Here is a 25,577-nt window from a genome sequence, read left to right as displayed (position 1 = left end):
TGCCTGTGATATAGTCACCTTGCTAAACAGAGTGGAACTTCGTAGGCTTAAACTTGCATCCCACTGTGAGGTCAGTCACTGACAGGAGGACATGTGGAAAAATATTGTGAGTTAATACGCAAGCGATATGCGGAGATAGCCAGCGGCGACCTGGGATACGTCCCGGATGCGCTGGGCTGTGTGCTGAAGGTGTTGAATGAAGTTGCCTCTGACGCTTCGGCGTCAGAATCAATCAGGGAAAAAGCGGCCTTTGCGGCGGCAAACTTACTGGTGAGCGATTATGTCAATGAATGAGTCTTATCAACCGATCAACTGTGACGACTACGACAATCTTGAACTCGCCTGCCAGCATCATCTCGTCCTGACGCTGAAGCTGAAAGACGGAGAAGAGTTGAAGGCGAAAGCCAGCGATCTGGTCTCACGTAAAAACGTCGAATATCTGGTGGTGGAGTCCGAAGGCGCAAGCCGGGAACTGCGGCTGGATATTATTGAGAGCTTCAGCCATCCGAAAATCGGTACCGTGGTGGTAAGCGCCGAATAATCACTGCGACGGGCAGTGCTACTGCCCGTTCCTTTCCCTGATAAGCTCCAGTCCCGCTTCTCCCGCCGCGCACTGCCCCGCCACGGTGACGAAATATCCCGGCGCCGCAATCAAGGTCTCACCATAAAACAGCAGCGGCGTGGTATCGCGCAGCCAGGGCGCCACGCCAAGCTCCTGCCAGATTTTCTTCAGCTTTCTGCCGCCCCGGCGGCCGACGAGATGAATATTTCCCTCCGCCCGATAGCGCACGCTCACCGGCTCATCGGCGGCGGGCCGGCGCAGCAGCGTCCCCGCGCGCAGCAGCAGCGCGCCGTCGGCGAGCATCAGAGGCCGCGTAATATCGGGCCACGACAGGCAGACGTCCGCCTGGCTCACAGTTGCCTTTATCCACCACAGCCGCTGCTGATAGCGCCGCACCTCGCCGTCGCCGGAGCGCAGCTGCGGCGCGGCGTCCTCCCGGGCCAGGGCCACCTCCTGCCAGATTCGAGCCAGCTGCTCCCGGGAGGGCATCGGCGCACCGTGCAGCGCCAGCCAGCGGCGCAGAAGGGCCGAGCGGCGCGGCGGGCTCATCGCCTGCAGCGGCGCGATAGCCAGCTGACCCGCCTCGCCCACCAGCGCCGCAAGCTGCTCTGCCAGCAGTTCATCCAGCAGCTGCTCCTGTTCGCCGCACAGCGCCGCGCTGCGGGCAACCGCTGTCGCAATGTGCGGCCAGCGGGCGGCCAGGGCCGGCATAATGCGCAGGCGCAGAAAATTGCGGTCGTAGGCATCGTCCTGATTGCTCTCATCCTCGATCCAGCTCAGCCGGTGCTCATCCGCCCACGCCTGCAGCGACGCCCGGGACTCGTTCAGCAGCGGGCGCAGCAGCCGGGTTGAGGCAAACGGCGAATCCGCCGCCATCGCCGACAGTCCCGCCGGGCCGCTGCCGCGCTTGAGCGCCAGCAGCAGGGTTTCGCACTGATCGTCGAGGTGCTGGGCCGTCACCAGAACCTCATCCGGCCGCAGCGCGGCGCGGAACGCATCGTAGCGCGCGGCCCGCGCGTGGGCCTCAACGCCGAGGCCGGTATCAGCAAGCCGGACTCTGGCCACCTCAAGCGGCACGTCCAGCGCGTCGCATACCCGCTGGCAGTGCGCTACCCAGGCATCGGCGTTAGCGCTGAGGCCGTGGTGAACGTGGATAGCCCGCAGGCTGACCGCCTGCCCGGACGCGCGCCACTGCGCCAGCCGGTGCAGCAGCACGCTGGAGTCGAGGCCGCCGCTAAAGGCGATAAGAATTTTTTGATACGGGCGCAGCGCGTCGATGACGGATTTCAGGCTCATGGCTTATGACTGATACAGCTCCAGCGGCAGACCGTCAGGATCGCTGAAAAAGGTGAAGCGGCGGTCGGTACAGGGATCGATTCGAATAGCTTCGCATTGTACGCCATGCATTTCCAGGTGCGCTACCGCCGCGTCAATATCTTCCACGGCAAACGCCAGGTGGCGCAATCCGCAGGCCTCCGGATGCGAGGGCCGCGCGGGCGGCGCCGGGAAGGAGAAGAGCTCAATGACGTACTGGCCGCTGAGGGCCAGATCGCCCTTCCAGGAGTCGCGCGCTTCGCGGTAAACCTCCGCCTGCAGCGTAAAGCCGAGAATGTCGCAATAGAATGCTTTACTGCGGGCGTAGTCGCTGGCGATGATGGCGATATGGTGGATCTGTTTTATGACAAGCATCTCTTCTCCTGTTTCGGATCACGTCAATATCATAATGCAAAAAGGCCACACCGGAGTGTGGCCCTTGCGGCGCGCGCGCCCTGCAAATAACCTGCGGCTTACGCGTAGCCGTAGCTCATCAGGCGCTGATAGCGGCGGTCAAGCAGCTGTTCAGTATCAAGCGCATCGAGATCGTCAAGATCCGCCAGCAGCTGCGCCTTGAGGCTTGCCGCCATTGCTTCCGGATTGCGGTGGGCGCCGCCCAGCGGCTCCGGGATCACGGTGTCGATAAGCTTCAGTTCCTTCAGGCGCGGAGCGATGATGCCCATTGCCTCTGCCGCCAGCGGCGCTTTGTCGGCGCTCTTCCACAGGATAGAGGCGCAGCCCTCCGGGGAGATAACCGAATAAGTGCTGTACTGCAGCATGTTGACTTTGTCGCCCACGCCGATCGCCAGCGCGCCGCCGGAGCCGCCTTCTCCGATGACGGTGCAGATAACCGGCACTTTCAGACCGGACATCTCGCGCAGGTTGCGGGCAATAGCCTCAGACTGGCCGCGCTCTTCCGCCCCCACGCCTGGATAGGCCCCCGGGGTGTCGATAAAGGTGATGATCGGCATCTTAAAGCGTTCAGCCATCTCCATCAGGCGCAGCGCTTTGCGGTAGCCTTCCGGGGCCGGCATCCCGAAGTTGCGGCGAATTTTCTCTTTGGTTTCGCGGCCCTTCTGGTGACCAATAACCATCACCGGACGGCCGTCGAGGCGTGCGATGCCGCCAACGATAGCTTTATCGTTAGCGTAAGCGCGGTCGCCCGCCAGCTCGTCGAATTCATCGAAGGCCAGACGCAGATAATCCAGGGTATAGGGGCGCAGCGGATGGCGAGCCAGCTGCGCCACCTGCCATGCACCCAGATCGGCGAAGATTTTACGGGTCAGCTCTACGCTCTTTTCGCGCAGGCGGTGCACCTCTTCGTCGATGTTAATATCCAGTTTTTCATCATGACGGCCAACGGACGTCAGAGAATCGATTTTCGCTTCCAGCTCAGCAATCGGCTGTTCGAAATCAAGGAAATTCAGACTCATAGTATTCCTGTTTTAGTCAAACTCCAGTTCCACCTGCTCCGACCCAATGAGGCCACGCAAATCGTTTAGCAGACGATCGCTCGGAGAAACACGCCAGCTTGCGCCAAAGCGCAGCCGCGCGCGTGCATCCGCCCTCTGATAGTAGAGATGTACTGGAATGGTTCCCGAACGGTGGGGTTCCAGAGACTGACGGAGACGGTTTAAAAGCTGGTCATCAATTTGCCTGTCCGTCAGCGAGATAGCAAGCCCGCGAGCGTATTTTTCCCGGGCTTCGTCAATGTCCATGACTTCGCGGGCCATCATTTTAAGGCCTCCGCTGAAGTCATCAAAGCTGACCTGTCCGCTGACGATAAGGATGCGGTCTTTCTCCAGCAAATGCTGATATTTATCCAGTGCGTCGGAGAACATCATCACCTCCAGACGTCCGGAACGGTCATCCAGCGTGCAGATGCCGATACGATTACCGCGCTTGGTGACCATAACCCGCGCGGCAAGCACAAGCCCCGCCGCCGTGGTGACTTTACCACGATCGGTCGGATGCATATCTTTAAGCCTTACGCCGCCGACGTAACGCTCGATCTCTTTGAGATACTGATTGATCGGGTGCCCGGTAAGGTACAGCCCGAGAGTTTCGCGCTCGCCGTCCAGCACTATCTGCTCCGGCCACGGCTGGCAGCTGGCGTAGGACTGCTCCACCTGCTCCGGCTCTTCGGCCAGCACGCCGAACATGTCGGCCTGGCCGATGGCTTCGGCCTTCGCGTGCTGATCGGCGGCCTTCAGCGCGTCCGGCAGCGAGTTCATCAGCGCCGCGCGGTGCGGCCCGAGGCGGTCAAAGGCCCCGGACATAATCAGTTTTTCCAGCACCCGCTTGTTGAGCTTTTTGATGTCGGTGCGCGCGCAGAGGTCGAACAGTTCGCGGAAATAGCCGCCGCTGTTGCGCGCCTCGATAATCGCCTCGATAGGCCCTTCGCCGACGCCTTTGATCGCGCCGATGCCGTAGACTATCTCACCGTCGTCATTGACGTGGAAGTGGTACAGCCCGGAGTTAATGTCCGGCGGCAGAATTTTTAAGCCCATGCGCCAGCACTCGTCCACCAGGCCCACCACCTTCTCGGTGTTGTCCATATCGGCGGTCATGACTGCCGCCATAAATTCGGCGGGATAGTGCGCCTTCAGCCACAGGGTCTGGTAGGAGACCAGCGCGTAGGCGGCGGAGTGGGATTTGTTAAAGCCGTAGCCGGCGAATTTCTCCACCAGGTCGAAGATCTTCATCGACAGCTCGCCGTCAACGCCGTTCTTCTTCGCCCCTTCCTCAAAGGTGCCGCGCTGCTTGGCCATCTCTTCGGGCTTTTTCTTACCCATCGCGCGGCGCAGCATATCTGCCCCGCCGAGGGTATAGCCGGAAAGCTCCTGGGCAATCTGCATCACCTGTTCCTGATACAGAATGATGCCGTAGGTCGGCTCCAGCACCGGCTTGAGGCACTCGTGCTGCCACTGCACGTCCGGATAGGAGATCTCTTCCCGGCCGTGTTTGCGGTCGATAAAGTTATCCACCATCCCCGACTGCAGCGGCCCCGGACGGAACAGGGCCACCAGGGCAATCATATCTTCGAAGCAGTCGGGCTGCAGGCGCTTGATCAGATCCTTCATGCCGCGGGATTCAAGCTGGAAGACCGCGGTGGTTTCCGAGCGCTGCAGCATGTCGAAGCTTTTCTTGTCGTCGAGGGGGATAGCGGCGATATCCAGCGGCGGCTCGCCGTTCTTCTCCCGGCGCTTGTTGATCATCTCCAGCGCCCAGTTGATGATGGTGAGCGTGCGCAGGCCGAGGAAGTCGAACTTCACAAGCCCCGCGTACTCCACGTCGTTCTTATCGAACTGGGTCACCGGATGCATCCCCGCTTCGTCGCAGTAGAGCGGGGCAAAGTCGGTGATTTTGGTCGGCGCGATAACTACGCCCCCAGCGTGCTTGCCGGCGTTACGGGTGACGCCTTCGAGCTTGCGCGCCATGTCGATCAGCGCCCTGACCTCTTCGTCCGCCTCATAGATTTCCGGCAGCTGCGGTTCGGCCTCGAAGGCCTTCGCCAGCGTCATGCCCGGATCGGGCGGCACCAGCTTGGAGATGCGGTCCACGAAGCCGTAGGGGTGGCCGAGCACGCGCCCCACGTCGCGGATCACCGCTTTTGCCGCCATGGTACCGAAGGTGATGATCTGCGATACCGCGTCGCGGCCGTACATGTCCGCCACGTGCTCAATCACCTGGTCGCGCTTCTCCATGCAGAAGTCAACGTCGAAGTCGGGCATCGACACGCGCTCCGGGTTGAGGAAGCGTTCGAACAGCAGGTCAAACTCCAGCGGGTCGAGGTCGGTGATTTTCAGCGCATAGGCCACCAGCGATCCGGCGCCGGAGCCGCGTCCCGGACCAACCGGCACGCCGTTATCCTTCGACCACTGGATAAACTCCATCACGATCAGGAAGTAGCCGGGGAAGCCCATCTGGTTGATGACCTTCAGTTCGGTATCCAGACGTTCGTCATACTCGGGGCGTTTTTCCGCCCGCACCGCCGGGTCCGGGAACAGGAATTCGAGACGCTCTTCGAGACCCTCTTTCGACTTCGCCACCAGAAAGTCTTCGGTGGTCATGTCGCCGGTGGGGAACTGCGGCAGAAAGTATTCGCCGAGGCGCACGGTAACGTTGCAGCGCTTGGCGATTTCCACGCTGTTCTCCAGCGCCTCCGGGATGTCGGAGAACAGCTCGCACATCTCCTCTTCGCTGCGCATGTACTGCTGGGCGGAGTAGTTGCGCGGACGTTTCGGATCGTCGAGGGTAAAGCCGTCGTGAATGGCGACGCGAATTTCGTGAGCGTCAAAGTCGCCGGCCTCGAGAAAGCGCACGTCGTTGGTAGCGACCACCGGCAGGCCGCGCTCCTCGGCAAGCTTCACAGCGGCGTGGAGGTAGCTCTCCTCATCGGCGCGGCCGGTGCGGATCAGCTCCAGATAGTAGCTGTCCGGGAAGTGCTCTTCGTAGAATGCGAGGCACTGATCGGCCTGCGCCATGTTGCCGCGCAGCAGCGCCTTGCCGACGTCGCCCATCCGGCCGCCGGAGAGCAGGATCAGCCCCTCTTTATGCTCAATGAGCCAGTCGCGGTCAATCCACGGCCCGAGGGCGCCGTACCCGCGCTGGTAAGCGCGGGAGATGAGCAGCGTCAGGTTCTGATAACCGGTATTGTTGGCGGCGAGCACCGTCAGCTGGGTCATCTCCTCGCCGGAGACCTCGCTCAGGACGTGGAAATCGGCGCCGACGATGGGCTTAATGCCGGCTCCGTGGCCGGTGCCGTAAAACTTCACCAGCCCGCAAAGGTTGGTAAAGTCGGTGATTGCCAGCGCCGGCATGCCGAGGGCGGCCGCCTTCTTCACCAGCGGCCCGGTCTTTGCCAGGCCGTCAATCATGGAGTAGTCGCTGTGCACCCGTAGGTGTACGAAACGTGGTTCAGCCATCTTCAGTGTCCGCCTGCTTATTCAGCCGCTGCCAGCGCGCGTTTAACGGGCCCGAAACTGCGCCGGTGATGTTCAGTGGCGCCGTGCAGCGCCAGCTTTTCGAGATGGAAAGGCGTGGGATAGCCTTTATGCTTAGCAAAGCCGTATTCGGGAAAGGTCAGATCCAGCGCGGCCATTTCGGCGTCGCGGGTCACTTTCGCCAGGATCGACGCGGCGCTGATTTCCGCGACGCGGCTGTCGCCCTTCACCACCGCCATCGACGGCACCGGAAGCGCCGGGCAGCGGTTGCCGTCAATCAGCACATATTCAGGCTTAACGCTGAGCCCGGCAACGGCCCGCTGCATCGCCAGCATGGTGGCGTGCAGGATATTCAGCTCGTCGATTTCGCACGGCTCGGCGCGCCCGAGGCTCCAGCATAGCGCTTTTTCTTTAATTTCATCAAATAGCGCCAGGCGGCGCTTTTCGCTGAGCTTTTTCGAGTCGTTGAGGCCGATAATCGGCCGCGCGGGATCGAGGATCACCGCCGCGGTGACCACGGCGCCGACCAGCGGACCGCGGCCAACTTCGTCGACGCCCGCCACCAGGCGGGTGTGCGGATAGATAAATTCAATCATTTTGCCAGCTCCAGCACCGCGTCCGCCGCCTGCTCGTCGGCGTTGCAGCGGATCTGCTGGTGCAGTTCGCGGAAGGTGTCATGCATCTGATGGCTGGTTTTGCCGTCCGCCAGCAGCGGCAGCAGCGCCTGCGCCAGCAGATCCGGGCGACACTCCTCCTGCAGGAGTTCTTTCACCAGTTCGCGCCCGGCCAGCAGGTTCGGCAGCGATACGTACTCGGTCTTGACCAGCCGCTTCGCCAGCCAGAAGGTGAACGGCTTCATGCGGTAGCCCACCACCATCGGACACTTGGCCAGCATACACTCCAGCGCCGCGGTGCCGGAGGCCAGCAGCGCGGCGTCGCTGGCGATCATCGCCTCGCGGGCCATGCCGTCGAGCATATGGACGCGCAGATCCGGCGCAACGTCCGCCTTGATCTGCTCGAACTGTTCCCGCCGCTTCGCGTTCACCAGCGGCACGACCACCTCAAGATCAGGGTAAGTCTCGCGCAGCCGCTGCGCCGTTTTCAGGAAATCGCCGCTGAGCATCTCCACTTCCGCGCCGCGGCTGCCCGGCAGCAGGGCCAGGCAGTGCACGTCACGGGCAATGCCCAGCGTATCCCGGGCCGCATTTTTATCGGGATCCAGCGGCATGGCGTCCGCCATGGTGTGGCCGATAAAGCGGCAGGGAACGTTAAATCTGTCGTAAAACGCTTTTTCGAAAGGCAGAAAGGCCAGCACCATATCGGTGGATCTGCCGATTTTGAAAACGCGTTTTTGCCGCCAGGCCCAGACGGATGGGCTGACGTAGTGAATGGTTTTGATGCCCCTGGCCTTCAGCTTGCCTTCAAGCGTGATGTTGAAATCCGGCGCATCGATACCGACAAACACGTCGGGCCGCAGTTCGCTGAAACGCTGCGTCAGGTCGGCACGAATGTGCAGCAAGCGCTTAAGACGGCCGAGCACCTCAACGATACCCATCACCGCCAGCTCTTCCATCTCATACCAGGCCTCGCAGCCTTCGGCCTGCATGCGCGGACCGGCCACGCCGACAAAGCGGGCGTCGGGAACGCGGGCCTTGAGGGCGCGAATAAGGCCGGCACCAAGAATATCGCCGGAGGTTTCTCCGGCGACCAGGGTGATGGTGAGCGGACGGGCAGACATTAACGAATCAGGCCACGGGTCGAGCGTCCGAAGAAATCAGAGAAGGCCTGCACGTCAGGATGCTGCTTCGCCAGCTCCGCAATCTCAGGCTTCGCCTCGTCCAGCGTCTTGCCGCTGCGGTAGAGCAGCTTATAGGCGTTGCGGATGGCAATAATCGCCTCGCGGGTAAAGCCGCGGCGCTTGAGGCCTTCGATGTTAACGCCAAACGGCGTCGCGTGGTTGCCCTGGGCAATGACGTAGGGCGGAACGTCCTGCGCTACGCCCGAGCAGCCGCCGACCATCACGTGCGCACCGATGGTGCAGAACTGATGAACGGCGGTCATGCCGCCAATGATGACAAAATCATCCAGCGAAACGTGCCCCGCAAGCGTGGCGTTATTCGCGAGGATGCAGCGATTGCCCACCGTGCAGTCGTGCGCGACGTGCGCATTGATCATCAGCAGGTTATCGCTGCCCACCTTCGTCAATCCGCCGCCCTGCACCGTACCGCGATGAATGGTGACGCTCTCGCGGATGCGGTTACGATCGCCAATCTCAACGCGCGTCGGTTCACCCGCGTACTTAAGATCCTGATTCACTTCACCCACGGAAGCGAACTGATAGATCTCGTTGTCACGGCCAATTTTGGTATGGCCGTTAACAACGACGTGAGACTTCAGTACAGTACCTTCGCCAATTTCGACGTCGGCACCGACAATGCAGAACGGGCCAATGTGAACGTTAGCACCGATAACGGCGCCGTCTTCGACAATGGCAGTAGGATGGATAAAGGCGGTTTTATCAATCACGTATTAAGCCCCCTGGCTGCGTGCGCACATCATGGTTGCTTCGCAAACAACTTTACCGTCAACGGTTGCCACGCCTTTGAAGCGGGTCAGACCACGGCGGGTTTTCTCAAAGGTCACTTCCATGATCATCTGATCGCCTGGCACAACCGGGCGCTTGAAGCGGGCTTCATCGATGCCTGCGAAGTAGTACAGCTCGCCCGGCTCCAGTTTACCCACGCTTTTAAATGCCAGAATACCGGTGGCCTGCGCCATCGCTTCCAGAATCAGTACACCCGGGAAAATCGGCTTGCCAGGAAAGTGGCCCTGGAAAAACGGTTCGTTTACAGAAACGTTTTTAACTGCGCGCAGAAAACGACCCTCGTCAAAGTCCAGCACGCGGTCAACCAGCAAGAACGGGTAACGGTGCGGCAATAGCTCAAGAATCTCTTCAATTTGCAGAGTATGAGTGTCGGTAGTCAAAATACTCTTCCTGTCTAAATATACTAAAAGGCGATAATAACACGGCCTGCCAGATTAAAAGAAATCAGACAGGCCGGGAAGGTTGGCACAGAATGTGACGGGCTAGTCTTGTTGATTGTTTTTGCGCTCAAGAGCCTTGAGGCGCTTATTCATATCATCAATATTCATCACCAGTGCGGCGGTTTTACGCCAGGCCTTGTTCGGCTGCAGCGGAATGCCGGAGGAGTATACCCCAGGTTCCGAAATCGGGCGCATTACCATGCCCATGCCGGTCACGGTCACTTTATCGCAAATTTCCATATGACCATTGATGACGCTGGCGCCGCCAATCATGCAGTAGCGGCCAATTTTCAGGCTGCCCGCCATGATGACGCCGCCGGCAACGGCGGTATTGTCGCCGATGACCACGTTGTGCGCAATCTGGCACTGGTTATCAATGATCACGCCATTGCCGATAATGGTGTCATCCAGGGCACCGCGATCGATGGTCGTACAGGCGCCGATCTCAACGCGATCGCCGATGATCACCCGGCCAAGCTGGGGGATCTTCACCCAGTTGCCGCGATCGTTGGCGTAGCCGAAGCCGTCGGCGCCAATCACGGTGCTTGACTGAATCAGGCAATTTTCGCCGATTTCAATGTCGTGATAGACGGAGACGTTGGCCCACAGCCGGGTGCCGGCACCGATGCGGGTCTCTTTGCCGACAAAGCAGCCGGGACCGATGCGTACGTTATCGCCAAGCACTACGCCCGATTCGATAACGGCATTCGCACCAATGGAGACGTTCTGGCCAAGCGTCGCCGTTGCATCAACCACGGCGCTGGGCGCGATATCCTGCGCCGGCTGCGGCGTGGTATCGAGAATCTGAGCCATGCGGGCGTAAGTCAGGTAGGGGTTCTTCACTACCAGGGCCGCGCTACTGGCAAAAGGTAAGTCGTCTGCGGTCATCACCACAGCGGACGCCTGGCAAGCGGCCAGGTGTTCACGGTACTTAGGGTTCACCATGAACGTAATGTGACCTGCTTTAGCGGACTGCATGGACGCAACGGCGGTGATGACGATATCGCCATCACCGTGTAATTCTGCATCCAACTGCTGCGCTAAATCAGCCAGTCGAATTGAAGGCATTACTTATTTAACCTGCTTCAGTACATCAGCGGTGATGTCTTTAACATCGCTGCTGTTGTAAGCAACGGCGTTAGCGTCAACAACCAGGTCGATGCTCTGGCTGGAAGCTACGCTTTTCACTGCAGCCTGGATACGGCTAACCAGCTTGCCGCGCTCTTCGTTAGAACGACGCGCACGATCCTGCTCGAAAGACTGGGCTTTCTGAGAGAAGGCCTGACGCTGGGACATGATGTCTTTTTCCAGCTTGCTGCGATCGGAGGCTTTCATGGTAGAGCCGTCGCGCTGAAGGCGCTGCATTTTACCCTGCAGATCGGTCTCCTGACGCTGCAGTTCACCTGCGCGGCCTTTAAACTCATTTTCCAGAGTAGCTGAAACGCCAGTTTTCTGAGCTACCTGCTGGAACAGGCTACCCATGTTGACGATAGCGATTTTGTCTGCTGCCTGAGCAGAAGTCACCATCGCCAAACCCAGACCTGCAGCTAATAACCACTTTTTCACTATAAACTCCTTACCATCCCATGAGTACCCAAAGGTACCGTTCTTTGCGAGCTCTGGCGAGCCGGATGGCTTCGCCAGAAGGTATCGCGACACAGCACTCGCATTCCGTCGCGACGGGCAATTACCAGGTTTTACCAATGTTAAACTGGAACTGCTCCGATTTATCATCCTTGTATTTCTTGATCGGCTGGGCGTAGGAGAAGACCAACGGCCCCAGCGGCGACATCCACTGCAGTGAAATACCGGTCGACGTACGAATGTTGGTCGGGTCGCCGTAGTCATCAATGCCCAGCGCCTTCATTTGCGCATTATCGTGCCATTGCGTATCCCATACCGTACCCGCATCGAAGAAGAAGGAGGTACGGATGGAGTTAGCGTACTTATCGCTCACAAACGGCGTCGGCACAATCAGCTCGGCGCTGGCGACGCCCATGGCGTTACCACCGATAGCGTCGTTTGACTTACACAGATTGCCGGTTTCGCAATAATGCTGGTTTGGACCGTAGTAAACCGCTTTCGGACCGATGTTGTTCGACTGGAAGCCGCGCACGGAGCTGGAGCCACCGGCGTAGAAGTTCTCGTAGAACGGCATCTCTTTACCGCCGAAGCCGTCACCGTAGCCCCAGCGGGTACGGCCCAGCAGCACCCACTTGTGATCGTTATCGATCGGGTAGTAGGTCGCGGTATCGAGGGTCACTTTGTAGAACTTGTTGTCCGAGCCCGGAATGGTCACTTTACCGTTCAGGTTGACGCGCGAACCCTCGGTCGGGAAGTAGCCGCGGTCGAGGTTGTTGTACGTCCAGCCGTAGTTGAAGGTGAAGTCATCGGCAGAGTAGTCGTCGTCATCAGACGTTTCCGTTGTGCTGCCGTGCACCGAGTGCAGATAGCGCTTCATCGCCACCTGCGGCTGCATGTGGGACAGGTCGTTATGAACGTAGCCTAAACCGCCGCGCAGCGTATTGTACTCGTTGATCGGGAAGCCCAGCGTACCGTCAACACCGTAGCTCTTGTTGGTGTACTGCGACAGATCCGCATCGTCGGCTTTAAAGTCGTTGTAGAAGATGCGCCCGCCGAGGCTCACGCCGTCAACCGTAAAGTACGGGTTGGTGACGGAGAGTTCGGAGTAGGTCTGGTAGTCGTTCTTGGTGCCGCTGATGCCGACAGAGTAGCCGGTACCCAGCCAGTTATCCTGCTGAACGCCAACCTGGAAGCTGATGCCGCTTTCGGTACCGTAACCGACACCAAAGTTGAGGCTACCGGTGTTGCGCTCTTTCACCTTATAGACCACATCGACCTGATCCGGTTTACCCGGCACGCGCTGGGTATCGGTATCCACGGTTTCAAAGTAGCCGAGGCGGTTCAGACGCTCTTTACCGGCGTCAACCAGATCGCTGCCAAGCCAGGCACCTTCCATCTGACGCATTTCGCGACGCAGAACGGCATCCTTCGAGGTGTCGTTACCTTCAAAGCGGATCTTACGGACGTAGAAACGGTTACCGGCATCGACGCTAACGTGCAGCTTAACGGTTTTATCGGCATCGTTGATTTCCGGCTGAGACTGCACGCGCGGATAGGCGTAGCCGTAGCGACCAAGAAGTTTCTTGATGTCATCTTCCATTTTGGTCACTTTGGCGCCGTTATAGAGCGAACCCGGCTCAACCTTGGTCAGGCTTTCGATCTCCGCAGAGTGGCCCGCCAGGTTACCGCTTACCTCAACGCCGGACAGCTTGTACTGATCGCCTTCGGTGATGTTGATGGTGATGTAGATGCCCTTCTTGTCCGGCGTCAGGCTAACCTGCGTGGAGTCGATGTTGAAGCGGGCATAACCGCGGTCCATGTAGTAGCTGCGCAGGGTTTCAAGATCGCCCGCCAGCTTCTGCTTCTGGTATTTTCTGTCGCCCACCACGTTCCACCACGGCACTTCGTCGCGCAGCTGGAAGTTGGAGAGCAGGTCATCGGTGGAGAACGCATGGTTACCCACGATGTTAATCTGTTCGATTTTCGCCGAGACGCCTTCCTGGAAGACCAGCTTGAGGTCAACGCGGTTGCGCGGCAGCGGCGTAACGACCGCTTTTACGCTGGCGCTGTATTTACCGACGCTGTAGTAAAAGTCTTCCAGACCTTTTTCGATATCGCCGAGCGTCGTACGGTCAAGAGATTCACCGACGCGAACACCGGAGGCCTCGAGGTTTTGCTTGAGCATATCGTCCTTAACCGATTTGTTACCGGAGAAGGTGATGCTGGCAATTGTCGGACGCTCTTTAACCTGTACGAGCAGGTTATTACCATCACGCAGGACGCGAACGTCTTCGAAGTTGCCGGTGGCAAACAGCGCGCGGATAGTATTACTGATGTCTTCGTCTGTGACCGTGTCGCCAGGACGCACGGGCATGCTGAGGAGGGCCGCACCAACAGCAACTCGCTGCAGGCCTTCGAAGTGAATGTCCTGCACTACGAACCCGTCAGCACCGTATACGGTCGCGCTGCCGAACAGCAGCGACGCTATAAGCAACTTTTTCATCGCCATCGTTATTATGCGTTCTTCCTAACAAACTCTCTTACAACCGAGAGAAATCATTGAAAAGTGCAAGCCCCATTAACAGCACCAGCAGTATTGAGCCAATGCGATAACTAAAGTCTTGAACTCGCTCGGATACCGGCCCGCCTTTCAGCTTTTCAATCGCCAAAAACAGCAGATGACCCCCATCGAGGACAGGAAGCGGAAACAGGTTGATAATTCCCAGATTTACACTGATAAGCGCAAGGAACATCAGGTAGTAAATCAACCCAAACTCCGCCGACATCCCAGCCCCCTGAGCGATGGAAATCGGCCCACTGAGGTTGTTCAGTTTAACGTCACCGGTTATCAATTTTCCCAGCATCTGCACCGTCAACTTCATCAACTGCCATGTTTTATCCGTGGCCTGTATGACGGCGTTGAACGGTCCGTACTGGCGTACTGTCTTGTACTCATCAGGCAGCGGGATAACCTTCGGTACGACTCCCGCAAACCCTTCTGCCTTCCCTTTACCGGGTTTTGTATCTGGTATTAACGTTAAAGACAAGGGGCTGCCCTGCCTTTCAATCTCAAGCCGCAGAGGTTTACCTGGATTATCGCGCACCAGAGTAACAAAAGTCATCCACTCTGTTAGCGGCTGACCCTCGACTTTAACGATCCTGTCGCCCGCTTGCAAACCTGCTTTACGCGCAGCCGACTCCGCCTGCACGTCAGCCAGTACGGGTTCAATCTGCGGACCACGGGGCCGGATCCCCAGCGAAGCGACGGGATCCTCTTTATCCGGTTCAAACGCCCAGTGCCGCAAATCGAGGATTTTATCCTGGCGCTGCTGGCTTCCGAAAGGGGCAACAGAGACCGTCGTTTGCGGGTCGCCAATCTTAGCCACCAGCTGCAGGCGAACTGCATCCCAATCAGGCGTTTCGATACCGTCTACGGCTTTAAGTTCCGTGCCGGGTGCAATTTGTGCTTCGGCGGCGATAGAATTGGGTGTTATTTCACCAATAACCGGACGAATACCGGGGACACCAATGAGGAAAACCAGCCAGTAGGCGAAGATGGCAAAAATGAAGTTAGCGATGGGACCGGCGGCGATAATTGCCGCGCGCTGACCGACGGTTTTATTGTTGAAGGCCTCGTGGCGCCGCTCCGGCGAGACGGCCTCAATGCGCTCGTCGAGCATTTTGACGTAGCCGCCGAGGGGGATCAGGGCGATGACGAATTCGGTGCCGCTGCGGTCAGTCCGGCGCCAGAGCGCTTTGCCAAAGCCGATAGAAAAACGCTCTACGCGCACGCCGCAACGGCGAGCAACCCAGAAGTGACCAAATTCATGCACGGTGATCAGTACGCCCAGTGCAATGATGAATGCTGCCAGATTCCAGAGGATGCTCAGCATAAACCCTTCCGTCAGAAAGTCCTGAAAACCAACAATAGCAGGCAGGCAAAGACCGGCACCGCCGCCGTCAGGCTGTCGATACGGTCAAGAATACCGCCGTGACCCGGGATCAGATGGCCGCTGTCTTTGATACCGGCTTCGCGCTTAAACATACTCTCCGTTAAGTCGCCCAGCACCGAGGCCAGCGCCGCAACAATCGAGCAGATCAGCAGCGTGGAGGAGGCGACATCGAGATGCGCCCACGCCCCGTAAATCCAGGAGATGACCGCCGCGGTCAGCAGGCCACCGAGAAAGCCCTGCCAGGTTTTTCCCGGCGACACTTTCGGGGCCAGCTTGTGTTTACCGAACAGCTTGCCAAACATGTAGGCGCCGGAGTCAGCGCCCCAGACCAGAATCATAATGTAAAGCAGCCAGAAGGCGCCGCTGTAATGATTGTTTTCATAGTGCCAGCCGCGCAGGGCAATCATGCCCCAGAAGAAAGGGACGATGGTCAGCAGGCCAAAGACCAGCCGCAGCAGCGTCGAGCGTTTCCACAGCGCCGCCGAACCGGGATAGGTCAGCACCAGCAGCAGCGCCGCCAGCCACCAGGCCAGAGAGGCCCACAGCGAGCCGGCAATCAGCGGCTGATGCACATTCTGATGGTATTCCGGCAGCCACAGCAGCATCGCCGCCAGCAGCAGCCCGCAGAGCACCGACAGCCAGACCCGCTGCGAGCGAGAGGTAAACCCGCTCAGTTGGCCCCACTCCCACGCTGCCAGCATACAGACAACCAGCGTGACAATAGCAAAACCGGCCAGCGGCAGCAGAAACAGCGCCGCAATGACCACAGGAATCAAAATAAGAGCAGAAATCAGGCGATACTTCAGCAAAAGTAACCCCCGTCAGGCTTTTTCATCACCTGGCTCGGTGCCGCCGAAACGACGCTCACGATTAGCAAAGGCATGCAGAGCACCTTCAAAGTCTTGTTCATCGAAATCGGGCCAGAGAACGTCAGTAAAGTAAAGTTCAGCATAGGCAATTTGCCACAGCAAGAAGTTACTGATGCGGTGTTCTCCGCCAGTCCTAATTACTAAATCTACGGGAGCCAGTTCATGCATGCAGACTTGCTGAGTGAGCAAATCTTCGGTGATCTCTTCAGGCTTCAGGGTACCCTGGCGAACCTGTTCCGCGAGGTGCTGCACGCCCTGGACAATATCCCAGCGGCCGCCGTAATTGGCGGCAATGTTCAGCGTCAGGCCGGTGTTGTTGCCGGTCAACGCCTCGGCTTTACGGATACGCTCCTGCAGACGAGCGTTAAAGCGGCGGGTATCGCCAATAATGCGCAAGCGTACATTGTGACGATGCAGACTCTTCACTTCACTGTCGAGCGCCCAGACAAACAGCTCCATCAGCGCGCTGACTTCCTGCTCCGGGCGATTCCAGTTTTCACTGCTGAACGCGTACAGCGTCAGTGCTTCTATGCCGTTGTTGGCAGCATAGGAGACCGCGCGACGAACAGACTTGGCGCCGGCCTTATGGCCAAAAGCGCGGATTTTTCCCTGTCTCTTCGCCCAGCGACCATTGCCGTCCATGATAATGGCCACATGTCGGCAGCCATGGGCAGGCATAATTTCGCTGATTGGTTGGTTAGCAGACAACATAACGCGTTATTAATCCATGAAAAGGAATTAGCGGTCCCGAAATACACAACAATTTGCGCAAAAAAGCCGTGCAGAATCACGGCGCACCCGCCAACACATCCTGTTACCGTGCAAACGAGTGGCGCAGACTATAACACTGAAGCCCAGCGCCCACAAATAGCAGCGCATTTGTCAGGTGAATAATCATCAGCTTGAGAAGCGCGTCACTTCTGCCTCGGCCTGCATCCGCGCCTGCGCGTCCACGGCCATCACATCATCGACGCTTTCCGGCTCTCGCACCCTCAATGATTCAAGCACGGCCAGGTTAACGGCGGCAATGTCCGTAAAACGAATTCTCGACGCCAGGAAGGCCGCGACGCTGACTTCATTGGCGGCATTGAGCGCCGTGGTCGCCCCCTGGCCGCTGTCAAATGCCTCCATGGCCAGCTTCAGGCAGGGATAGCGCTGATAATCAGGCGCGGTAAATGACAGTTCGCCCAGCGCGAAAAAGTCCAGCGGCTTGACGCCGGATTCGAGGCGATTTGGCCAGCCCATCGTATGGGCGATTGGCGTGCGCATATCCGGCTCGCCGAGCTGGGCGAGAACGCTGCCGTCGCGGTAGCGGACCATGGAGTGGATCACCGACTGCGGGTGAATAATCACCTCCATCTGCGCCGCCGCGGCGTTAAACAACCAGCGGGCTTCTATGTATTCGAGACCTTTATTCATCATGGTGGCGGAGTCAACGGAGATCTTACGCCCCATTGACCAGTTCGGATGGCGGCAGGCCTGGTCCGGCGTCATATCGCGCAGGCTGGCCAGCGGTGCTTCACGGAACGGGCCACCAGACCCGGTGAGCAGGATCGACGAAACGCCGTGCTGCTCAAGGGAAGCGTACCCCAGCTGCTGCTGAATTGGTTCCGGTAAACTCTGAAAAATCGCGTTGTGCTCGCTGTCGACCGGCAGCAGGCGCGCCCCGCTCTCTCTGACCGCCTCCATGAAGAGGCGCCCACAGGTCACCAGCGACTCTTTATTGGCAAGCAGGATGGTTTTACCGGCGCGAATGGCCGCCAGCGTCGGCTGCAGGCCCGCGGCGCCGACGATAGCCGCCATCACCATATCCACGTCATCCAGCGCCGCCGCGTCGCAGGCCGCCTGCTGGCCGCTGAGTACGGTGGTCTGGCAGCCGTGCAGGCGCAGAAATTCGCTAAGGCTGCGCGCGCTCTGGGCATCGTCCATAACCGCAAAGCGTGGAGAAAACTCCAGGCACTGTTCGACCATTCGCTCAACGTTTTTGCCCGCGGCCAGCGCAACGACGGTAAACGCGTCGCGGTTGTGCCGCACCACGTCCAGAGTGCTGCAGCCAATGGAACCCGTTGATCCCAGAACGGTTAAATACTTCATCACAAATCCTGCTGGAGTTAAAAAGCAAAAACGCCGCCAGCAAACCCGAAGGCTTCCTGTACGGCGTTTATCAGATCGTTATCAAAAATCAGAACTGCATCAGCTCTGCTTCTTTGTCCGCCAGCGCCGCATCAATTTTCTTGATGGCCGCGTCGGTCAGCTTCTGTACATCGTCCTGAGAGCGGCGATCGTCATCTTCGCTGATCTCTTTCTCTTTCAGCAGCGCCTTCACCTTGTCGTTGGCGTCGCGGCGCACGTTGCGCACGGACACGCGGCCCTGCTCGGCATCGCCGCGCACGACCTTAATCAGATCCTTACGGCGCTCTTCGGTCAGCGGCGGCAGCGGCACGCGGATGTCGGAGCCGGCAGAGCTCGGGTTGAGGCCGAGGTCAGAGGCCATAATCGCTTTCTCAACGGCCGGCCCCATGGAGCGGTCAAAGACGTTGATTTTCAGCGTACGGGTATCTTCAACCGTGACGTTTGCCAGCTGGCGCAGCGGCGTCGGCGTACCGTAATACTCAACCACGATGCCATCGAGCAGGCTCGGGGAAGCGCGGCCGGTGCGCACTTTGCTGATTTGGTTCTTGAACGCTTCAACGCATTTTTCCATGCGCACTTCAGCATCTTTTCTGATGTCGTTAATCACGTTACGAGTCCTTGAAAGCTTGTTGCAGACGGGCGATACCCGCAGATGCGCTAAGTATAGCCCCGTTTAATTCTTCACGACGCGCGATGCGCATCGCACGGTAGATCGCGAGTGTAATGCGGAATCTTACCTGTATTTGCCGACGACGGAAATTATTCCGTAATCAAAGTCCCTTCTTTTTCACCCATCACCACGCGGCGCAGCGCGCCTGCCTTGTTCATGTTGAAAACGCGAATCGGCAGTTTGTGGTCACGGGCCAGCGTAAAGGCCGCAAGATCCATCACTTTCAGCTCTTTATCCAGCACTTCTGCGTAAGTCAGCTGTTCGTACATGGTGGCGGACGGATCTTTCGCCGGATCGGCGGTGAACACGCCGTCTACTTTGGTGGCCTTCAGCACCACGTCGGCTTCGATCTCGATACCGCGCAGGCAGGCCGCCGAATCGGTGGTAAAGAACGGATTGCCGGTGCCCGCAGAGAGGATCACCACGCGGTTATTGCGCAGCAGGCTAATCGCCTCTGCCCAGCTGTAGTTGTCACAGACGCCATTCAGCGGAATGGCGGACATCAGGCGGGCGTTCACATAGGCGCGGTGGAGCGCGTCGCGCATGGCCAGGCCATTCATGACCGTTGCCAGCATGCCCATGTGGTCGCCCACAACGCGGTTCATACCCGCTTTCGCCAGACCCGCACCGCGGAAGAGGTTACCACCACCAATCACCACGCCAACCTGGATACCCAGTTCGACCAGCTCTTTAATTTCCTGCGCCATACGATCGAGAATGCTGGCATCGATACCGAAGCCTTCAGTTCCCTGCAGGGCTTCGCCACTCAGCTTAAGCAGAATGCGTTTGTAGACGGGTTTTGCATTGGTAGCCATTTTTCTTTCCTGGGACTGTCAACGTTGAGAGGAGTTAATTCAGGCGACAGCGTATGTCGCATACCGGCACAAGACTACAGGAGTCTGGCGCAATCAGGCATAATAAAGCTCAAAAAGAAGCCGCCCTCAGGCGGCTCCTTTAAAGTCGAAAATTAAGACTGCTTGGACATGGCAGCAACTTCTGCTGCAAAGTCGGTCTCAACTTTCTCGATGCCCTCACCCACTTCAAAGCGGATGAAGCCAGTAACGTCAGCGTTGTGCTCTTTCAGCAGCTGAGCAACGGTTTTGCTCGGATCCATGACGAAAGGCTGGCCGGTCAGGGAAACTTCGCCGGTGAATTTCTTCATGCGGCCTTCAACCATTTTCTCTGCGATCTCTTTCGGCTTACCGGACTGCATGGCGATGTCCAGCTGAACCTGATGCTCTTTAGCAACCACGTCTGCAGAGACGTCTTCCGGCTTAACGAATTCCGGCTTGCTGGCAGCGATGTGCATCGCCAGCTGCTTAACCAGCTCTTCGTCCGCGCCTTTAGCTGCAACCAGAACGCCGATACGCGCGCCGTGCTGATAAGAGCCCAGAACGTCGCCTTCCAGGGAAGCAACGCGACGGATGTTGATGTTCTCACCGATTTTAGCAACCAGGGCAACGCGCTCTTCTTCGAACTGCGCTTTCAGCACTTCAACGTCAGTGATTTTGCCAGCAACGGCAGCGTCCAGAACCTTGTTAGCAAAAGCCTGGAAGCCTGCATCTTTAGCCACGAAGTCAGTCTGGCAGTTAACTTCCAGAATGATGCCGTAGGTGCCGTCGATCTTAGTGATGATCACGCCGTCAGCAGCAACGTTGCCTGCTTTCTTAGCGGCTTTGATAGCACCAGACTTACGCATGTTTTCGATTGCCAGCTCGATGTCGCCGTTCGCTTCAGTCAGCGCTTTTTTGCAATCCATCATGCCTGCGCCAGTACGTTCACGCAGCTCTTTTACCAGGGAAGCGGTAATTTCAGCCATTCTAAAATCCTCGGGGAATTGAGACCGCCCGGCGTAAAGCCAGACGGTATAAAAGTGAAAAAGGGGCCATCAAAGAGGCCCCTATTTACCAGCTAATAAGGGCTTAAACCTTATTATTCAGCTTCTACGAAGCTTTCTTCAGCCTGGGAAGCCAGGTCCTGAGAACGACCTTCACGAACGGTCTGAGCAACAGCGTTCAGGTACAGAGTCACTGCGCGGATTGCATCGTCGTTACCCGGGATAACGAAGTCAACACCGTCCGGATCGGAGTTGGTATCAACGATAGAGAATACCGGGATACCCAGGTTGTTCGCTTCTTTGATAGCGATGTGCTCGTGGTCAGCATCGATAACGAACAGTGCGTCCGGCAGGCCGCCCATGTCTTTGATACCGCCGAGGCTGTTTTCCAGCTTGTCCAGCTCACGAGTACGCATCAGCGCTTCTTTCTTGGTCAGCTTTTCGAAGGTGCCGTCCTGAGACTGAGTTTCCAGGTCTTTCAGACGTTTGATGGACTGACGAACGGTTTTCCAGTTAGTCAGCATACCGCCCAGCCAGCGATGGTTCACGAAGAACTGATCGCAGTTCAGAGCAGCTTCTTTTACCGCTTCGCTTGCAGCGCGCTTGGTACCAACGAAAAGGATTTTGCCTTTACGAGAAGCAATCTTGTTCAGCTCAGCCAGGGCTTCGTTGAACATCGGTACAGTTTTCTCAAGGTTGATGATGTGAACTTTGTTACGCGCACCGAAGATGAACGGCTTCATTTTCGGGTTCCAGTAACGGGTCTGGTGACCGAAGTGAACACCAGCCTTGAGCATGTCGCGCATGGAAACAGTTGCCATGTTTAAAACCTCTATATAAAAGTTGGGGTTATGCCTCCACGTATCCCATACGACCGACCCCGAAGGGCACCCCGGCGCATGTGCCGATACGTGTGTGTTATTTACACAAAGTGAGAGTTGTGGCCAAAACGCCTGCAGGACAAACGAATCAGTCGGCGCGCTTTATACCATAATTTGCACAGAGACTCCAACAGTTGTTGGCGCCAGGTGCTGTTAATGATTCTCAATTTGGCAGGCGATACCCCGGACTGATACCATTGACATCACTCACTCTAGTATTGCCGATAACTCGGCCCTGATGGACAGAATTGATGGCTATTTCAATTAAAACCCCTGAAGAAATCGAAAAAATGCGCGTCGCTGGCCGCCTGGCCGCTGAAGTGCTGGAAATGATCGAGCCCCACGTTAAGCCCGGCGTCAGCACCGGCGAACTGGATAAGATCTGCAACGACTATATTGTCAATGAGCAGCACGCGGTCTCCGCCTGCCTTGGCTACCACGGCTTTCCGAAATCGGTCTGCATCTCGATTAATGAAGTGGTCTGCCACGGCATTCCCGATAATGAAAAGCTGCTGAAGGATGGCGATATCGTCAACATCGACGTTACCGTGATTAAAGACGACTACCACGGCGACACCTCGAAGATGTTCATCGTCGGCAAGCCGACCATTCTCGGCGAGCGCCTGTGCCGCGTCACCCAGGAGAGCCTCTACCTGGCCCTGCGGATGGTCAAGCCGGGCATTCGCCTGCGTACCCTCGGTGCGGCCATTCAGAAATACGCCGAGGGCGAAGGTTTCTCCGTGGTACGCGAATACTGCGGCCACGGTATCGGTAAAGGCTTCCACGAAGAGCCGCAGGTCCTGCACTACGACGCAGATGACGGCGGCGTGGTGCTGCAGAAAGGCATGACCTTCACGGTTGAGCCGATGATCAACGCCGGCGACTACCGCATCCGCACCATGAAGGACGGCTGGACGGTAAAAACTAAAGACCGGAGCTTGTCGGCGCAGTACGAGCATACTATTGTGGTCACCGATAACGGCTGCGAAATTCTGACGCTGCGCAAGGATGACACCATCCCGGCGATAATCTCGCACAACGACTGACAGAAAGCCGGCGCCCGCCGGCTTTTTTTATGGGCAATCGCTTTTTCTTATGGGTGACGCGATGAGTAACTCCTTCCCTGCTGTATCCACCGCCACCGCACTGCCGGGTCAACCGCCTCTGCCCGCCCGCTGGCGGGAAGAGGAGCTGAACCGCGAGACTGTCAAAGCCTACCTCGACCAGTTTCAGCGCTGGCTGGGCGAGGCGTTTGATAACGGGCTCTCCGCCGAACAGCTGCTGGTGGCGCGCACCGCCTATATCGACCAGCTGCTGCAGCGCCTGTGGCTGCACTACGGCTTCGGCGCCGTCGACGACGCCGCGCTGGTCGCGGTCGGCGGCTACGGCCGCGGCGAGCTGCACCCGCTCTCCGACATCGACCTGCTGATCCTGAGCCGCAAAAAGCTGCCGGACGAACAGGCGCAGAAGGTGGGCGAACTGCTGACCCTGCTGTGGGACGTGAAGCTGGAGGTCGGCCACAGCGTGCGCACCCTCGAAGAGTGCCTGCTGGAGGGGCTGTCGGATCTGACGGTCGCCACCAATCTCGTCGAATCGCGCCTGCTGATCGGCGACGTCGCCCTGTTTCTTGAGCTGCAAAAGCATATCTTCAGCGACGGCTTCTGGCCGTCGGAGAAGTTCTTCGCCGCCAAGGTGGAAGAGCAGAAGGTGCGCCACCAGCGCTATCACGGCACCAGCTACAATCTGGAGCCGGACATTAAAAGCAGCCCCGGCGGCCTGCGCGATATCCACACCCTGCAGTGGGTCGCCCGCCGCCACTTCGGCGCCACTTCGATGGATGAGATGCTCGGCTTCGGCTTCCTGACCAAAGCCGAACGCAACGAACTCAACGAGTGCCTGCACCTGCTGTGGCGCATCCGCTTCGCCCTGCACCTGGAGATTAACCGCTACGATAACCGCCTGCTGTTCGACCGCCAGCTGAACGTCGCCCAGCGCCTGCGCTATAGCGGCGAGGGCAATCAGCCCGTCGAACAGATGATGAAGGACTTCTACCGCGTAACCCGCCGGGTAGGCGAACTGAACCAGATGCTGCTGCAGCTGTTCGACGAGGCGATCCTCGCCCTGACCGCGGACGAAAAGCCGCGGCCGATTGACGACGAGTTTCAGCTGCGCGGCACGCTTATCGATCTGCGCGATGACGATCTGTTTATGCGCGAACCGCAGGCCATCATGCGCATGTTCGGCATTATGGTGCGCAACAGCAGCATCACCGGCATCTACTCCACCACCCTGCGCCACCTGCGCCACGCCCGCCGCCACCTGCGCCAGCCGCTGTGCTACATCCCGGAGGCGCGGGCCATTTTTATGGGCATGCTGCGCCACCCCGGCGTGGTCAGCCGCGGCCTGCTGCCGATGCATCGCCACAGCGTACTGTCGGCCTATATGCCGCAATGGTCGCACATCGTTGGCCAGATGCAGTTCGATCTGTTCCACGCCTATACCGTGGACGAACACACCATCCGCGTGCTGCTGAAGCTGGAGAGCTTTGCCAAAGAAGAGACCCGCAGCCGCCATCCTTTGTGCGTCGATCTCTGGCCGCGCCTCAATCAGCCGGAGCTTATCCTGATCGCCGCCCTGTTTCACGATATCGCCAAAGGGCGCGGCGGCGACCACTCGATCCTCGGCGCCCAGGACGTGGTGCAGTTTGCCGAACTCCACGGCCTTAACTCCCGCGAAACCCAGCTGGTGGCGTGGCTGGTGCGCCAGCACCTGCTGATGTCGGTCACCGCCCAGCGCCGCGATATTCAGGACCCGGAGGTCATCAAGCAGTTCGCCGAGGAGGTGCAGACCGAGCACCGCCTGCGCTTCCTGGTCTGCCTGACGGTGGCGGACATCTGCGCTACCAACGAGACGCTGTGGAACAGCTGGAAGCAGAGCCTGCTGCGCGAGCTGTATTTTGCTACCGAAAAGCAGCTGCGGCGCGGGATGCAGAACACGCCGGACATGCGCGAGCGGGTGCGCCACCACCAGCTGCAGGCGCTGGCGCTGCTGCGGATGGACAACATCGACGAAAACGCCCTCAACCGCATCTGGGGGCGCTGCCGGGCGAGCTATTTCGTCCGCCACACGCCCAACCAGCTGGCGTGGCACGCCCGCCACCTGCTCACCCACGATCTCAACCAGCCGCTGATCCTGCTGAGTCCGCAGGCGACGCGCGGCGGCACCGAAATTTTCATCTGGAGCCCGGACCGCCCCTATCTGTTTGCCGCCGTCTGCGCCGAGCTGGACCGGCGCAACCTCAGCGTCCACGACGCGCAGATCTTCACCACCCGCGACGGCATGGCGATGGACTCTTTTATCGTGCTGGAGCCCGACGGCAGTCCGCTCTCCGCCGACCGGCACGCGGCGATCCGCCAGGGCCTGGAACAGACGATCACCCAGCGCACGTGGCAGCCCCCTGCCCCGCGCCGCCAGCAGGCCAGGCTGCGCCACTTTACCGTCGATACCGAAGTTAACTTCCTGCCGACCCATACCGAGAAGAAGTCGTTTCTCGAACTGATCGCCCTCGATCAGCCGGGCCTGCTGGCGCGGGTCGGCCAGGTCTTTGCCGACCTCGGGATCTCGCTGCACGGGGCGCGAATCACCACAATTGGTGAACGAGTAGAAGATTTATTTATAATCGCCACCGCCGACCGGCGCGCCCTTAATAATGCGCTGCAGCAAGAAGTGCAACAGCGGTTGACAGCGGCCCTTAATCCAAACGATAAAGGGTGACGTATTTTT

23 protein-coding genes are annotated in these 25,577 nt (G+C 58.6%); 4 read left to right on the top strand and 19 right to left on the bottom strand.

Annotated elements, in window-relative coordinates; genetic code table 11:
- Positions 1–93: 93 nt before the first annotated feature.
- Both ENGE1_RS08055 and rof read left to right on the top strand, forming a co-directional pair.
- A complete protein-coding gene (locus tag ENGE1_RS08055; protein ID WP_043085884.1) occupies positions 94–294 on the top strand; it encodes a YaeP family protein in 201 nt (66 codons plus the stop codon).
- Positions 281–541, top strand: a complete 261-nt coding sequence (gene rof, locus ENGE1_RS08050) for a Rho-binding antiterminator (protein WP_162185254.1) — start codon at positions 281–283, stop codon at positions 539–541. Before ENGE1_RS08055 ends, rof begins: the two co-directional genes overlap by 14 nt.
- An 18-nt stretch (positions 542–559) precedes the next feature.
- Here the strand turns inward: rof and tilS are convergent, their stop codons facing one another.
- From tilS to rpsB, 19 genes are all read right to left on the bottom strand, one after another.
- On the bottom strand, positions 560–1,858 hold the full coding sequence (tilS, locus tag ENGE1_RS08045) for a tRNA lysidine(34) synthetase TilS (protein WP_043085889.1): 1,299 nt from the start codon (positions 1,856–1,858) through the stop codon (positions 560–562).
- Positions 1,859–1,861: 3 nt separating this feature from the next.
- Entirely contained in the window at positions 1,862–2,251 is a 390-nt protein-coding gene (locus tag ENGE1_RS08040; protein WP_043085891.1) for a VOC family protein, read from the bottom strand.
- A gap of 98 nt (positions 2,252–2,349) precedes the next feature.
- A complete protein-coding gene (accA, locus tag ENGE1_RS08035; protein ID WP_043085892.1) occupies positions 2,350–3,309 on the bottom strand; it encodes an acetyl-CoA carboxylase carboxyl transferase subunit alpha in 960 nt (319 codons plus the stop codon).
- A 12-nt stretch (positions 3,310–3,321) separates the two neighbouring features.
- Entirely contained in the window at positions 3,322–6,804 is a 3,483-nt protein-coding gene (dnaE, locus tag ENGE1_RS08030; RefSeq protein ID WP_048253144.1) for a DNA polymerase III subunit alpha, read from the bottom strand.
- A gap of 17 nt (positions 6,805–6,821) precedes the next feature.
- Positions 6,822–7,418: a ribonuclease HII gene (rnhB, locus tag ENGE1_RS08025; protein ID WP_045287521.1), complete on the bottom strand. Its 597-nt coding sequence runs from the start codon at positions 7,416–7,418 to the stop codon at positions 6,822–6,824.
- The gene (gene lpxB, locus ENGE1_RS08020; RefSeq protein WP_048253145.1) at positions 7,415–8,560 is read right to left on the bottom strand and encodes a lipid-A-disaccharide synthase; all 1,146 of its coding nucleotides are present in this window, start codon (positions 8,558–8,560) and stop codon (positions 7,415–7,417) included. Before lpxB ends, rnhB begins: the two co-directional genes overlap by 4 nt.
- Positions 8,560–9,348 (bottom strand): acyl-ACP--UDP-N-acetylglucosamine O-acyltransferase, encoded by a 789-nt coding sequence (lpxA, locus tag ENGE1_RS08015; protein ID WP_043085900.1) that lies wholly within the window; start codon positions 9,346–9,348, stop codon positions 8,560–8,562. Before lpxA ends, lpxB begins: the two co-directional genes overlap by 1 nt.
- Before the next feature lie 3 nt (positions 9,349–9,351).
- Positions 9,352–9,807: a 3-hydroxyacyl-ACP dehydratase FabZ gene (gene fabZ, locus ENGE1_RS08010; RefSeq protein ID WP_043085902.1), complete on the bottom strand. Its 456-nt coding sequence runs from the start codon at positions 9,805–9,807 to the stop codon at positions 9,352–9,354.
- Positions 9,808–9,909: 102 nt separating this feature from the next.
- Positions 9,910–10,935 carry a UDP-3-O-(3-hydroxymyristoyl)glucosamine N-acyltransferase gene (gene lpxD, locus ENGE1_RS08005; RefSeq protein ID WP_043085903.1) on the bottom strand — a complete coding sequence of 342 codons (1,026 nt, stop codon included), beginning with the start codon at positions 10,933–10,935 and terminating at the stop codon, positions 9,910–9,912.
- Between the two features lie 3 nt (positions 10,936–10,938).
- Positions 10,939–11,433, bottom strand: a complete 495-nt coding sequence (gene skp / locus ENGE1_RS08000) for a molecular chaperone Skp (protein WP_043085905.1) — start codon at positions 11,431–11,433, stop codon at positions 10,939–10,941.
- Between the two features lie 121 nt (positions 11,434–11,554).
- Entirely contained in the window at positions 11,555–13,960 is a 2,406-nt protein-coding gene (gene bamA, locus ENGE1_RS07995; protein ID WP_043085907.1) for an outer membrane protein assembly factor BamA, read from the bottom strand.
- Positions 13,961–13,991: 31 nt separating this feature from the next.
- Entirely contained in the window at positions 13,992–15,344 is a 1,353-nt protein-coding gene (gene rseP, locus ENGE1_RS07990) for a sigma E protease regulator RseP (protein ID WP_048253146.1), read from the bottom strand.
- A gap of 11 nt (positions 15,345–15,355) precedes the next feature.
- The gene (gene cdsA / locus ENGE1_RS07985) at positions 15,356–16,213 is read right to left on the bottom strand and encodes a phosphatidate cytidylyltransferase (RefSeq protein WP_043085911.1); all 858 of its coding nucleotides are present in this window, start codon (positions 16,211–16,213) and stop codon (positions 15,356–15,358) included.
- Between the two features lie 12 nt (positions 16,214–16,225).
- Positions 16,226–16,984, bottom strand: a complete 759-nt coding sequence (gene ispU, locus ENGE1_RS07980) for a (2E,6E)-farnesyl-diphosphate-specific ditrans,polycis-undecaprenyl-diphosphate synthase (RefSeq protein ID WP_043085912.1) — start codon at positions 16,982–16,984, stop codon at positions 16,226–16,228.
- Between the two features lie 186 nt (positions 16,985–17,170).
- Positions 17,171–18,367 (bottom strand): 1-deoxy-D-xylulose-5-phosphate reductoisomerase, encoded by a 1,197-nt coding sequence (ispC, locus tag ENGE1_RS07975; RefSeq protein WP_048253147.1) that lies wholly within the window; start codon positions 18,365–18,367, stop codon positions 17,171–17,173.
- Positions 18,368–18,455: 88 nt separating this feature from the next.
- The gene (gene frr / locus ENGE1_RS07970; protein ID WP_043085915.1) at positions 18,456–19,013 is read right to left on the bottom strand and encodes a ribosome recycling factor; all 558 of its coding nucleotides are present in this window, start codon (positions 19,011–19,013) and stop codon (positions 18,456–18,458) included.
- Positions 19,014–19,165: 152 nt separating this feature from the next.
- Positions 19,166–19,891: a UMP kinase gene (gene pyrH, locus ENGE1_RS07965; RefSeq protein ID WP_043085916.1), complete on the bottom strand. Its 726-nt coding sequence runs from the start codon at positions 19,889–19,891 to the stop codon at positions 19,166–19,168.
- Positions 19,892–20,043: 152 nt separating this feature from the next.
- Complete coding sequence (gene tsf, locus ENGE1_RS07960) at positions 20,044–20,895, bottom strand: translation elongation factor Ts (protein ID WP_043085917.1); 852 nt, start codon at positions 20,893–20,895, stop codon at positions 20,044–20,046.
- 113 nt (positions 20,896–21,008) lie between these two features.
- On the bottom strand, positions 21,009–21,734 hold the full coding sequence (rpsB, locus tag ENGE1_RS07955; protein WP_043085919.1) for a 30S ribosomal protein S2: 726 nt from the start codon (positions 21,732–21,734) through the stop codon (positions 21,009–21,011).
- A gap of 311 nt (positions 21,735–22,045) precedes the next feature.
- Between rpsB and map the strand changes: the two genes are divergently transcribed.
- Together map and glnD are read left to right on the top strand one after the other, a co-directional pair.
- Positions 22,046–22,840 carry a type I methionyl aminopeptidase gene (map, locus tag ENGE1_RS07950; protein WP_043085921.1) on the top strand — a complete coding sequence of 265 codons (795 nt, stop codon included), beginning with the start codon at positions 22,046–22,048 and terminating at the stop codon, positions 22,838–22,840.
- 61 nt (positions 22,841–22,901) lie between these two features.
- Positions 22,902–25,568: a bifunctional uridylyltransferase/uridylyl-removing protein GlnD gene (gene glnD, locus ENGE1_RS07945; protein ID WP_043085922.1), complete on the top strand. Its 2,667-nt coding sequence runs from the start codon at positions 22,902–22,904 to the stop codon at positions 25,566–25,568.
- Positions 25,569–25,577 lie beyond the last annotated feature (9 nt).

The sequence above is a fragment of the Pluralibacter gergoviae ATCC 33028 = NBRC 105706 genome (genome assembly GCF_001598855.1).
In the GTDB taxonomy this organism is placed as follows: domain Bacteria; phylum Pseudomonadota; class Gammaproteobacteria; order Enterobacterales; family Enterobacteriaceae; genus Pluralibacter; species Pluralibacter gergoviae.
Note: the sequence above shows the minus strand (reverse complement) of the source record. Positions and strands in the feature narration are given on the sequence as shown.

Excerpts from the sequence above, each read along its gene's own strand:
- rseP (WP_048253146.1), bottom strand. The coding sequence starts at position 15,344 with ATGCTGAGCATCCTCTGGAATCTGGCAGCATTCATCATTGCACTGGGC.
- tsf (WP_043085917.1), bottom strand. The coding sequence starts at position 20,895 with ATGGCTGAAATTACCGCTTCCCTGGTAAAAGAGCTGCGTGAACGTACT.
- ENGE1_RS08040 (WP_043085891.1), bottom strand. The coding sequence starts at position 2,251 with ATGCTTGTCATAAAACAGATCCACCATATCGCCATCATCGCCAGCGAC.
- rof (WP_162185254.1), top strand. The coding sequence starts at position 281 with ATGTCAATGAATGAGTCTTATCAACCGATCAACTGTGACGACTACGAC.
- accA (WP_043085892.1), bottom strand. The coding sequence starts at position 3,309 with ATGAGTCTGAATTTCCTTGATTTCGAACAGCCGATTGCTGAGCTGGAA.
- pyrH (WP_043085916.1), bottom strand. The coding sequence starts at position 19,891 with ATGGCTACCAATGCAAAACCCGTCTACAAACGCATTCTGCTTAAGCTG.
- glnD (WP_043085922.1), top strand. The coding sequence starts at position 22,902 with ATGAGTAACTCCTTCCCTGCTGTATCCACCGCCACCGCACTGCCGGGT.
- ispC (WP_048253147.1), bottom strand. The coding sequence starts at position 18,367 with ATGAAGTATTTAACCGTTCTGGGATCAACGGGTTCCATTGGCTGCAGC.
- rnhB (WP_045287521.1), bottom strand. The coding sequence starts at position 7,418 with ATGATTGAATTTATCTATCCGCACACCCGCCTGGTGGCGGGCGTCGAC.
- tilS (WP_043085889.1), bottom strand. The coding sequence starts at position 1,858 with ATGAGCCTGAAATCCGTCATCGACGCGCTGCGCCCGTATCAAAAAATT.
- ispU (WP_043085912.1), bottom strand. The coding sequence starts at position 16,984 with ATGTTGTCTGCTAACCAACCAATCAGCGAAATTATGCCTGCCCATGGC.
- lpxD (WP_043085903.1), bottom strand. The coding sequence starts at position 10,935 with ATGCCTTCAATTCGACTGGCTGATTTAGCGCAGCAGTTGGATGCAGAA.
- bamA (WP_043085907.1), bottom strand. The coding sequence starts at position 13,960 with ATGGCGATGAAAAAGTTGCTTATAGCGTCGCTGCTGTTCGGCAGCGCG.
- lpxB (WP_048253145.1), bottom strand. The coding sequence starts at position 8,560 with ATGTCTGCCCGTCCGCTCACCATCACCCTGGTCGCCGGAGAAACCTCC.
- dnaE (WP_048253144.1), bottom strand. The coding sequence starts at position 6,804 with ATGGCTGAACCACGTTTCGTACACCTACGGGTGCACAGCGACTACTCC.
- rpsB (WP_043085919.1), bottom strand. The coding sequence starts at position 21,734 with ATGGCAACTGTTTCCATGCGCGACATGCTCAAGGCTGGTGTTCACTTC.
- map (WP_043085921.1), top strand. The coding sequence starts at position 22,046 with ATGGCTATTTCAATTAAAACCCCTGAAGAAATCGAAAAAATGCGCGTC.